The 11,722-nt window shown below is 39.1% G+C and carries 6 protein-coding genes; all 6 read left to right on the top strand.

Translation table 11 applies throughout. The features are described 5' to 3' along the window. Position 1 precedes the first annotated feature (1 nt). Genes R8N23_RS14830 through R8N23_RS14805 form a run of 6 tightly spaced genes read left to right on the top strand, consistent with a single transcriptional unit; the run spans position 2 to position 11,654 of the window. Positions 2 to 301, top strand: a complete 300-nt coding sequence (locus R8N23_RS14830) for a PAAR domain-containing protein (protein ID WP_318172394.1) — start codon at positions 2 to 4, stop codon at positions 299 to 301. A 2-nt stretch (positions 302 to 303) separates the two neighbouring features. Beyond that, positions 304 to 723, top strand: a complete 420-nt coding sequence (locus tag R8N23_RS14825; protein WP_318172393.1) for a GPW/gp25 family protein — start codon at positions 304 to 306, stop codon at positions 721 to 723. After that, positions 723 to 4,469: a hypothetical protein gene (locus R8N23_RS14820; protein ID WP_318172392.1), complete on the top strand. Its 3,747-nt coding sequence runs from the start codon at positions 723 to 725 to the stop codon at positions 4,467 to 4,469. The genes R8N23_RS14825 and R8N23_RS14820 overlap by 1 nt, the downstream gene beginning before the upstream one ends. Beyond that, a complete protein-coding gene (locus R8N23_RS14815) occupies positions 4,466 to 7,081 on the top strand; it encodes a hypothetical protein (RefSeq protein WP_318172391.1) in 2,616 nt (871 codons plus the stop codon). The genes R8N23_RS14820 and R8N23_RS14815 overlap by 4 nt, the downstream gene beginning before the upstream one ends. Then, on the top strand, positions 7,078 to 10,326 hold the full coding sequence (locus tag R8N23_RS14810) for a contractile injection system tape measure protein (RefSeq protein ID WP_318172390.1): 3,249 nt from the start codon (positions 7,078 to 7,080) through the stop codon (positions 10,324 to 10,326). The genes R8N23_RS14815 and R8N23_RS14810 overlap by 4 nt, the downstream gene beginning before the upstream one ends. Next, positions 10,323 to 11,654 (top strand): ATP-binding protein, encoded by a 1,332-nt coding sequence (locus R8N23_RS14805; RefSeq protein ID WP_318172389.1) that lies wholly within the window; start codon positions 10,323 to 10,325, stop codon positions 11,652 to 11,654. The genes R8N23_RS14810 and R8N23_RS14805 overlap by 4 nt, the downstream gene beginning before the upstream one ends. The last annotated feature ends 68 nt before the right edge of the window (positions 11,655 to 11,722 follow it).

Genomic DNA, 11,722 nt, shown 5'->3' with positions numbered 1-11,722 from the left:
TATGCCACCAGCAGCCAGACTAACTGATATGCACGAATGCCCAATGGAAGATCCAAGTTTACCACCAATACCCCATGTGGGTGGCCCCATTGTTGGGCCAGGTGCACCTACTGTGATTATAGAAGGAATGCCGGCATCTGTAGTAGGTGATATGCTAGTGTGCGTAGGGCCTCCTGATGCTGTGGTCATGGGAAGTGCTACCGTGATGATCGAAGGGCGTCCGGCAGCCAGAATGGGAGATGAAACAGCGCACGGAGGAACAATAATAATGGGAGCACCAACGGTAGAAATAGGAGGATAAAAATGATAATACAAGAGAACGAATTTATTGGAATTGGCTGGGGCTCACCACCAGTATTTGTAAAGGGGAGCAATGAGGTGCTCATGACAAAAAATGTGCAGAACATCAACGAAAACCTCAAGTTGCTATTTTCTACCAGACAGGGAGAGAGAGCGCTCAATCATGCATATGGTACTGAACTTAATAAACTCGTCTTTTGCTCGCAGAACTCTCTTCTGGAAAGTGAGATAAAAGAATCATTAAAAAGAAATGTAAGGCTTTATGAGCCAAGGATAACTGTTGACGATATATCAATTGACACCAGAGATCAGGTAGATGGCTTCATTGCTGTCAAGTTGACCTATACAATCCGAAAGGTGAACTCTCGTCATAATTTCGTCTTCCCATTTTATATCAATGAAGGAACCAATCTGGAGCCATAATGAGTGGAATAAACGATAGCGTCATAAGGTCGGCAGTTGGAACCTCACAATCTCAGAGAGAAAACCTGCTTTTAAACCCTGATACGGTGCAGCTAGATGAGCGCACCATGCCAGAGATGTTGTCGTATATGGAGAAAGTATCAAGGCAATTTTGGTACTATGATGAAAATGACGAAAAAAAGGGAGATTGGTCAGATTTTTTCAAGACCGATATGATTTCTCTTTTAGCTATTATCAGCGATTGGAGATTTGAGGAGGACTATAGAGACATTTTATCATTGGTCTCAGGTATCAGAAATAATTCAGCAAATGGTCTTACCAATGATGAAGTGGATGCTAATGCAGCAATGTATTGGAAGATATTCTCGACGATCTTTCAGGCTGTTGTTCGCGTCAATGAATTCTACAAGGTCTTTACCCAATATTATATAGATCATCAGTTTCAGGTGTATTTGAAACAGATCATTTGGCAAAAATTCAGCTTTTCGCTTAAGGACGTTTACAGTTGCTACTATTATGTCCTTAATAAGGGTTTCATTACGGATAAAGAAAAAATTGATAATCAATTCAAGAAGCTCAGTAAACTTGATGTTATCTGGAATTTTGATCCATTTCCAGACACTACTAAGCGGTCAAAGTCTGCATTCAAATCATTGAGCGAATTTTTGGAGGCAGTCAATCAGAGTGCTAGATCAGCCTATCACCTCATACAAGCTATTGTTAATGAATCTCGGAAGCAGTTTTACATAAATTTTGATAGTGGAGAAACAGCTCCTCACATTTCCTTGATGTGTGGCTTTTTAAAAGCTTATCAAAATCAGCAAAGAGCTCTGAATGGTCTCACGGAAAGGCATCTTGATTTTTATTATCAAGATATTCTCGATTTCAAAATGGCTGGAGCCAAACCAGACAGTGCTTACTTATTGCTCAAATTGGATGAAAAGCATCAACCCGTCAAGGTACAGAAGGGAAGTACATTAAGTGGAGGTGCCGACGGTGACGGACAAGCTATCGTCTTCGGAACAAATGAGGAATTAATAGTTACGGGATCTGAAATATCCCAATATCTCACATGTAGTTGGGGCAATAATCAAGCTCTGGGTGGGGGACAGATCAAGGCATTTCAGAAACCTATGCTGGATCAAGTGACCAATTCATACAACTCCTTTAGCATGTATGGGGATGCAGCAACAAACACCCAAAAATTACCCTTAGGATTTGCGATCTCCTCACCTGATTTGACTCTGGCAGGAGGTCATAGAGATGTTCACGTTGCCATATCTCTTCTCAAGATTTCTGATGAGCATAGTAAGCTCTTGGGAAAGGATATTAGCCCATTGTTGAAATTGCAGATAACAGGTAAAAAAGGTTGGTTGACGCTCGAGCCAGGAAAGTCTTTTATCAAGACCTCTTCCAATAGTATCTCCTTGAACTTTTGCCTTTCTTTAAAAGACACGGATCCCTCAATAGTAGCCTATAATGCCAAGGTTCATGGTTCGGGGTTTTCGTCGTCATGGCCTATTATGAAAGTGGTTTTATTGAATAAATCTCTTTCTGATATTTTGAGCAAAAGTAGCTTGAGCGGTTTCATAATTAATTCATTTGTAACCGAACTGCCTGCTACTTCTCTTCACACGGTATCAGGTTCATCGTCACCAAACACCTTGGTGATGCCGTTTGGTAAGTCTCCAACTGTTTCAAACAAGTTATACATTGGTTCCTATGAACCGTTTGTCAAAAAAACATCTCAGCTGGTGCTTAACCTTGGATGGGTGAATTTGCCATGCGATGCTGATTTTATCAATTACTATGATCAGTATAACAGCTATTTAAGCAAGTATGATCCTAAAAAGAATACAGAGGTTCCTAGCCCATATTTTCAAAAATCAAACTTTAAATCTCAGCTTTATTATTTAAACAATGGCGTATGGAAAAGCAATGGAGAAGGTCTATTGTTCAAAGATGACAAGGATGGTTTAAAGCCTATCCCATCTAATCCTTGCAAGAATAGTAACCCAAATTTGCCAAATCAGCCAGATGCGACACTCACATATTCTTCATACTGCCTGGCTACATCGATAACTCCAGATTATACGCTTGACCCTAACGTACTTTATACAGGTCACAATGAAAGTGGATTTGTTGCTATTGAATTGACAAAACCATCCTTGTCCTTTGGAAATTCTATTTATCCTCAGGTAGTATCCATGGTTACCTTAAACAATACAACTCTGGCTGCGGAGATGGCAAAAAAGTCTAAAAAGCCAGGTTGTTTTACGCGAACGGCTCAGCGAGCTAAGAATGCTCTTTACAAAGTCTTTTCTTCAAAAGTAACGGATACCTCAAGTCAAGTTGTCCTTACCTTTCAGCCACCTCCAGGTAAGCCATTTGTTCCTAAAGTAAAGGACATCACCTTGTCTTATAAGTCTGCGTGTGATGTTGATTTACTTGCACCCAAAGAGAATCAATTTTACCATATTCATCCGTATGGCAATCAAATGGTTCAATTATCTGAAGGTACAGCAAATAAAGGTGCCCCGCTTATTCCTAATTATTCAAGTCCAGGATTTGCCTTTCTCGGCTTTAAGAACTTAACAAGAAGTAGTATTCTCACACTTTTTCTGGCTGTTGAAAATCGTTTAGGTTCGGATATATCAAGCTCTTTTCCCGAACTAAAAGTAGATCTACTTACGGATAACAACTGGTCTGCATGCAAGGTACTTAGTGATGGAACCTTCGGACTGAACAAGATGGGTATTTTGAAAATTGAAATATTGGATGAACCGTCGAACACGAGCTCTATCATGCCGGGTAAATTATATTGGCTAAGAGTTGATGGAAGTCAAAATGAGGTGGAAAATTGCAGATTGACCATGGTAGGAACCAACGCCGTGATGGCGGCTAGAGTAATTGGGGCTAACAATACAAAAAATGATCTGAACGATTTGTCAGCAGGCAAAATAACCAAGTTTACTCAGCCGGAGCAGGGTATTTCAAAGGTCACCCAGCCTTTTGACTCTTTTGGGAGTGTTAACCCTGAGACTAAAAGTATTTTCAGGCAAAGAGTAGCCAATCGCATAGCCTATAAGCAACGTTTGGTTTCAATCCAAGATTATGAAAATGCAATTCTCCAAAGGTTTAATGAGTTGTATGAGGTGAAGGCAGCTTCTAAGATCTGGGGTGGAGGAAAGTCAAATGAGGTGAAGATATCCGTAATCCCGTGGACAGAAAAAAGTGATGGTGTTAGAATGTTTCAGCCTATATGTAGTGCCAATCTGCTGGAAGAAATTAATGCCTTCTGCCTACCAATTGTTCCACCGAATATCTCGTTAGACGTATGTCATGCTCAATTTGAACATCTTTATTTCGGAATAAACCCTGTGTTCAAATCCGAAGAAGATACAAATCAGCTTCGTGATAAGCTCGGCTCTGAGTTGATGAGATTTCTATCCCCTTGGGTTAAGGAAAACACTTTGTCGTATAAATCACGATGTCTATATACAAATGATATCATTCAATTTTTAAGCAGTCGTAGTTATTTGCTCTCGTTTAGCCAATTGACCATTTATCTCGAAAATGAAATGCTTTATGGAGAGAGCAAAAAAAACAAGCTAACAAAAAATGTAGCTATCCAAGCCAAAGACATGTCAAATGTTGTTGTCCCATCAGGTATCACCTTTTTGGCCAAGGGGTCTTCAAATCCAGATAAATTCATTCCAAGCGCAAAAAAAAATAAAGTGGCATGATGGAGGTGAAAGAAAATATCGATCAAATACCAGCTCAGTCAGATGTCCAATCAGGTGATTCTACTGACTTCAAAAAGTTACTGAATGACGGGATTGAAACGATACAAGATATGTCTGGTCAAAAGTGGACAAATTATAATCCCTCCGACCCAGGTATGACTATATTAGAGCACCTATGCTTTGCATTGCTAGACCTTGGTTATCGTGGTCAATTCAGCATGCAGGACCTGCTAACAGCTAAGAATCATACTCTTCCATTAAAAAATGGATTGTTGCCCGCTGAGGATATTCTTTTTACTAATCCTGTCACCTCGAATGATATAAGAAAATTGCTAATTGATAGAACTGAAGGGATCAAGAATGCCTGGGTTACCATAAACAATTTTGGAAAGAGTGCAAAGGCCTTCAAAGTGACAGTGGAGCTTGATGATTACGCCAAAGCGACTTGGATAGATAGTGAATCTAATGGTACGGGAAAGACAATCAATGGTATGCCAGATAACTTACCAAAGTCATTGTCAAAAGAGATAAGACTGATTATGGCAGGTATATCAGGACTACTGTATCAGCATCGGAATCTTGGCGACTATTATCAAAGCCCAAAATTGTTGCGTCCAGCGCTCATAACCTTAAGAGGTTCTTTTCATTTTAAATCAACTGTCAATGTTGAGCAAAGTATCGCTGAGCTCTATTATGTATTAAATAATTATTTGTCTTCCTATATCAAGTTTCATACCTACCAAGAGTTGGCCAAGACAGATCTATTGGTGGGTGAAATTATGAGTGGTCCGAAACTGGCAAACGGTTTTGTTTTGGATGACAATCTTCAGGAAAGGAGATTAGTGCTAGATCCCAACCAAATGCGTTCGGATTTACTTTCAACAAACAGGTTTAATTCCATTTTTGATTTTTCGATTCACCTGAGAAATACTACTAAAATTGGTGACGAGGGACATATCAGAATAGATCAAAAAACCTCTCCGTTTTTTGACTTTTCTAGGGTTTCGACAGAAATAAAGTACCCAGAACGGCTTAAGTTTTATTATGGTAATAAGCAAGTCAGGTCCATTGACCAGGCAAAAGTTGATAACTATTATAAAAGTCTAACGGATAGAAACCCTGTAAGCAACTATAACTTCAAAAATTCTCTGGCCCCGAAGTTACCTCAAGGAAACTATCGAAATATTGAACAGTACCATTCCATACAAAATATGTTTCCTGAATTATATGGATTAAAGACAAATGATAGTTTCGATGGGGTGCCAGAAAGAAAAAGAGGCCAAATAAAGCAGCTCAAAGCGTACTTGATGATGTTTGAACAGGTGATTGCTGATCATCTGTCGCAGTTGTCCCATTTGTCTGATCTATATTCTTTTGATTCAGGAATCAAAGCAGGAAACATGCTTTGCCAGACCTATTATCCAAATCGACTATACGATGTGCCAGGAGCTCAGTTTATAATAAAGGCCTATGATGTATTCCGAAGAGAAAACGCCTATTTAGATGACCATCCGCACAAGACCTGGAAGAATTTTCAGAAAGACGAATTCAATCAATACGCAGTCGAACTAGCTGGTTATGGTACTACCACAGAAAATAATATCAAAAGGAAGTCAACTATGCTTGGACATTTATACGCCAGATATGGCGGTAAGTATGATCTAGAAGGTTTACTTGATCTGAATTCCAAATATGGAGATTATGATTTGGCCAAAGTTGAGAATATTAGTCGTTTGCTAAAGAAGTTCCCGACCTATAGTGGTAACCTTGGGAGATCTTATTTTAAGAAAGAGAGGCCAATAGACAAAACCAGTACTAGTCATAAATCAACCACCCATTTGTTCAGCGGGATGGAACGCAAATTAGACTTAGACTTCAACCTGAACGGATACATTGAAGGCTTTCTAGGAGAAATTTCGAATCCGAAATCTAAGAGTACAAAACATTCCTTTCATAAGAATTTAAGTACAATTAATTGTCTTGGAGAAGATGTTTTTCAATTTCAATGTAACCCAGAGGAGTACCATAAAACATTAAAATGCCACTTGGATGTTACCCAAAAATTTATAGAACAAACCAAAGGCTTCATCTTAATTGACCATGCTTTGCTTGTGGATTCCCTTAAGCAGGGTGAGTGGAATGTAGCCATAAAATATGGCGGAAGTACAAAGCTCACCGGCAAGAAATTTAATTTATCAAATGCAGTCGAAATGGCGGCTGTCTTATCCGATAAGCACAAGAGCATGTATTTTGATGTCATGCATAAGACTAAGTCTAATGAGCACCATAGCTTGAATGACATCTTGTCAAGCCCTCAGGTTTCGATAATGATTCCGGGATGGATTCCAAAATTCAAGGAAATAAAGCCATTGCTACTCAAAGAACTTTACAGGCAGGGACCCATTCACCTTTCTTATCAAGTGTACCGCTTGGGCGCACGTTCTATGAATCATATTTTGAATTTGAGAGCGGCGTGGTTATGTGGTATATCTGATTTGCAGCGCGGAAATAGAATGAGCCCTAAGTCAAAGGAGGCAGGTTCTAAACTATTGGCTTTAATTAAAAAGCCAACCTCATTGAATTCTTCAACCATAGGAAGTAATAAAAAATGAATGGAGGAACACATACTATAAAGAGCAAAATATTTGAAGTCTCCTTCAATTTGGAAGACGAGAGTCTCGACTTTCAAAAGAGAATGTCGGATGTCATTCGGACCGAATTGTCTACCATAACAGACCAATGCTTGGCACTATACGACAGTCCTGTGCTTCAGTATATTAACAGGATTGAACTTGATCTGGGAGATATTCCATACGACAATTTCGAAAAGATACTGCCTGGGGTATTTCTGGAGAAATTCAGTAGGGTGCTCAATACCAAATTGGTGCATGAGGGTCCAGACCGCATCGAACAGGACTTCGGCGAATCAAGTCTGATTAGTATGATGAGACACTTTCTTATTAAGGGATACATGCCATGGAATTTTAATCAAGAAAGGTGGCATTCATTCAATGATATGTTTAGGAAAGCCTTTGCTTCCTCAAGAAAACCGCTCATAAAAGATTTGAACGTACTCCTCAAGTCTACTCAGGTTAGAACCAGGCTTATTTTACAACTAGATAATCGGTCTATTGCTGATCTGGTGCGAGAGGTGGAACCATCTCAGTCCGAGTTGATTCTAAACTACCACACTAGATGGTGCGATGTTGAGAAAAAGGAAACCCTATTTGGTAGGAGTCTTGAGGATGCATCTAAACGCTTTTGGGAGTTTATTTTCAATTATCTGTATGAAGAAAGAGGTTCCTACTTCAACACTCGATCATTTTTGATGAGTACTTTAAGGCAATTAGCTGGGACCTATAATCTTGCGTTGAGTCATATCCTTTTGATGCTAAAAAACGCCCAAAAACACTATGCCAATCATGCTAAGCAGGCAGAGTTGAACCAACTACTTGGTGAGATTATTTCTTCCTGGGATTTGGACAAAGAGCAAATAACAAAGAAGGTAGAAGTTAAGGAGGATGTTTTGTCTTTGGAGGAGCTTTCGGCTTATCTCCATTCTGATCATGTCACTGGTAGGAATAAGGAGGATTATAAAAGATTCGAAAAATCTTTATCCCATTTTTTGACTCAAAGAAGAAGTGGTCTGATTGCGTTGATAAAGTCGAATGCTACAGAATATCGATGGACGAAAAAATTTATTGAATTGATGGGGCAGGGTATGACGAAGGAGGTCGTTCAGCTCCTCGAACCTACCAATTATCAAGCTGTGATTGCGTACCATTCTGCCATTGTTAAAGAACAGCAATCTAACGGAGTGGTTCCAGAGTCCTCACAAAATTTCCCTAATGTTTTATGGACTTTTATCATGAGCATATTGGCGGATAATCATGGTAGCAGTTTCAACCATAAGGTATTCGTGAAGAATTTGATCCATAAGACTGCCAATCATTACAACCTATCATATGTTTCACTGATTACGCTTCTGAAAGAGGGATTGACTTCAGTCAAAGATCTTTCAACCACTCATCATGTATTTAATATAATAGACCAGCTATTTGATGAAGAAATAATGACGACCCAAGAAGTTATTACTGATTTTTCATACGAGGGCATAGATTGGGAATGGATAGAAGAGAGTGTTACCACTGGAGAAGTTCATTCTATTTTTAGGAAAGAAGGAATTTATAGTGTCCGGGATTTGCTCAAAGGCTTTGTTGAAGAAAGTCCACAGGAATTTCATCGTTTTCTATCAATACATATTAATAAGTCAACTTTTGTCAAGGGATTGGTGAAAGTCTCCGACAATTCAATATTTGAGAAAATTGTTGCTTCTTCTGGTCGATCAAATCGACAAGATTGGCGAAAGATGTATAGTAAGATCTCGCAGCTTCCTTTTTATCATTTAGTCAATTTTGGATCCCTTCAAGAAGGGTTAGTTGAACTTATGATTAGGTGCGTATTGTCAGGTTCAGATTCATCGTTATTCGAAAGGCAAGTTATTGATGTTTCGAGAAAATCGGGTGTGGCTTTCGATCAGGTACTCAAGGCCTTGCTTTGGCTCAATACTCACGCTAATGATGAAAGTTTATCGTTATGGGTCAATCAACTAGCCATCAAATTCAATGTTCAGGAAATAGAAACAGAATCATTCGATGTAAGTCAGAATACCGAAGATAAGTCCGTTGATCATGAAGAAATAACCCAAGTAGTTATTTCGGGAATTAAAGGCATTGTCAACAGAGCAGAGTTGTCAAAATACGGTTTTAGAAGTGTGGATGATTTGCTCATTCATTTGCTAAAAAAACCAGGACAATTAAAGAGGGGTCTGTCCAACCACGATTGGAGTACCAATTCTTTCATAGGTATCGGAAGGGAAATATCCCTTTCTACGTTCTATAAGCTCTTATCAGTATTAGACAAGCAGTTTGGTCGAAAAGTGACTCAACTACTTAGGACATTGGAGATCAATCTCAATCTGGGTCAGCAGTCTACCAACAGATTTCTAGCTTCTGCACGCCAAGTTGCTCTAGTAAGTCTGGTCAAAAACAATGATGCCAAACCTGCTTTTGTCGAAGAATTTGCTCAGTTAGTATTAGGAACCGCTCCTGCAGTTTACCTACAAGTAATACCGGTTCTATCTAAGAAACTTTCTGCCCTGAGTCTACCTGCAGAAGGAAATTTGAATAAGGCAATAGAGTCTATTGAGTCTAACCTGACCAGTTTGACTGATCAAAATGTTTCGCTAGATCTTGATACGATCAAGAAGATGATTTCCGAGGACTTTTTTGAAAAAACACCAAGCAAAGAGTCTACGGTCATTCCTTATTTTGATGAAAGCGCTGATGTTCTCTATGATGAAATTTATTTGGAGAATGCTGGATTGGCTTTGTTAAACCCATACTTGCCTACGCTTTTTGAAAGGTGCCTTCTGACTGAAGATGGGAAATTTATTTCGAGAGATCATCAAGAACAGGCTGTATTGCTATTGCAGCATCTTATGCTGGATGATCCGCTCCTCGACGAACACCAGTTGCCACTTAATAAAGTACTGTGCGGTCTTCCTGTTGATGCTCCAATTAGAGCAGAAATTGACGTGAATAAAAATCAACGCGAGATGCTTGATGGATTGATAAATGCTGTCATTGACTATTGGTCAATTATTGGCAGTAGTTCAATAGAAGGATTCAGAGGCTCTTGGCTTTGGAGAAAAGGCAAGTTAGAACATAGAGAAGATTCATGGGAGTTGAGAGTGGAGCAAAACTCTTACGACATGTTGATGGATCATTTACCATTTAGCATAACACCTATTAAATATTCTTGGATGGATAAACCTATAAATGTCAGCTGGCGATGAGTGGAATTAGGCAAAATATCGAGGCTATTGAACAGGAAATTTTGTGGTTTTCTTCCTTACTACAAAATCGATTTCAATCGTATTTTGAAAACACGGAGTTTCAAAATCCAGCGCCACCTGATTTAAGCTCCGATGATTCAACATATGCGAGCCTAATTAAGAAGCATAATTTCGGAAAGGATGAGAGAGCAATTCTAATACTGGCATTGATACCTCATATCAGACCACAACTATTGGATCTTTTCTTTTCAAAGAACGAATTGTTGGATCGTGGATATACAGAGTTTGGTGGGTACTTAGGTAAATTTCATGGCGGTTTTTTACCCACTGGTGAGACAGTCATGTTTATTCTTTCTGGAAATGATTTAGAGAGTAGGTTAAAGGCGAAATCTTATTTCGATAAAAATCACCCATTTTCTATAGAGAATATTTTATTCCTTAACCAGGAAGAAGAGTTTGAGCCTCAAATGAGCGCGCCACTATTGATTTCTCAGAAGTATCTATCACTCACTATGACCTGTGAAAATTCTGAACCAAGCTATTCAGTGTTTCCGGCTAAGAAAATAGAGACAAGTCTGGAGTGGGAAGATTTAATTATTGAAAAGGAGGTCAAAAAAGATATTGATCAAATCCTAAGCTGGATAGAGCATGGATCATTCATGATGAATGAATTGGGCCTTTCTAAGAAGGTGAAACCGGGTTATAGAAGCTTATTTTATGGTCCTCCTGGGACGGGAAAAACTCTCACTGCGTGTCTATTAGCCAAGACTACGGGCAAGGATGTGTACCGTGTAGATCTGTCCATTATAGTTTCTAAGTATATAGGTGAAACAGAAAAGAACCTTGCACGAATTTTCGATTATGCAGAGAGACATGAATGGATTTTATTTTTCGATGAGGCAGATGCCCTATTTGGGAAGCGAAGTTCAGGAAGTAGTGCAAATGATCGTTTTGCCAATCAAGAAATATCTTACCTGCTTCAGAGGATAGAGGACTTTCCTGGTGTAATTATTCTGGCTTCAAACCTCAAATCGAACATTGATGAGGCCTTCTCAAGGAGGTTTCAGTCCATGATCTACTTCGGGGTACCGAACCAAAAAAATAGACATCGGATATGGAGCAAAATTTTTGATGGGCCATTAAAGCCTGAAGTCAATCTGGATCTTTCAAAGTTGGCCGCAGACTATGAAATCTCCGGAGGTTCTGCAATTAATGTCTATCGCTACAGCGCCTTGAGAGCTTTGCAGAGAAAATCAGAATTTATCCTGAAAGAAGATGTCATCCAGGGTGTTCAAAAGGAATTTCAAAAAGAAGGTAGGACAATCTAAAAGATATTATATGCTATTCGACAAACAAAAATATGATACTAGTTAGTTGCAAGTTGATAGACCTGCAT

It is taken from the genome of Reichenbachiella sp., assembly GCF_033344935.1.
In the GTDB taxonomy this organism is placed as follows: domain Bacteria; phylum Bacteroidota; class Bacteroidia; order Cytophagales; family Cyclobacteriaceae; genus Reichenbachiella.
Note: the sequence above shows the minus strand (reverse complement) of the source record. Positions and strands in the feature narration are given on the sequence as shown.

Bases quoted from the DNA above. Each gene is read 5' to 3' on its own strand.
- R8N23_RS14830 (WP_318172394.1), top strand. From the start codon at position 2: ATGCCACCAGCAGCCAGACTAACTGATATGCACGAATGCCCAATGGAA.
- R8N23_RS14815 (WP_318172391.1), top strand. From the start codon at position 4,466: ATGATGGAGGTGAAAGAAAATATCGATCAAATACCAGCTCAGTCAGAT.
- R8N23_RS14825 (WP_318172393.1), top strand. From the start codon at position 304: ATGATAATACAAGAGAACGAATTTATTGGAATTGGCTGGGGCTCACCA.
- R8N23_RS14820 (WP_318172392.1), top strand. From the start codon at position 723: ATGAGTGGAATAAACGATAGCGTCATAAGGTCGGCAGTTGGAACCTCA.
- R8N23_RS14805 (WP_318172389.1), top strand. From the start codon at position 10,323: ATGAGTGGAATTAGGCAAAATATCGAGGCTATTGAACAGGAAATTTTG.
- R8N23_RS14810 (WP_318172390.1), top strand. From the start codon at position 7,078: ATGAATGGAGGAACACATACTATAAAGAGCAAAATATTTGAAGTCTCC.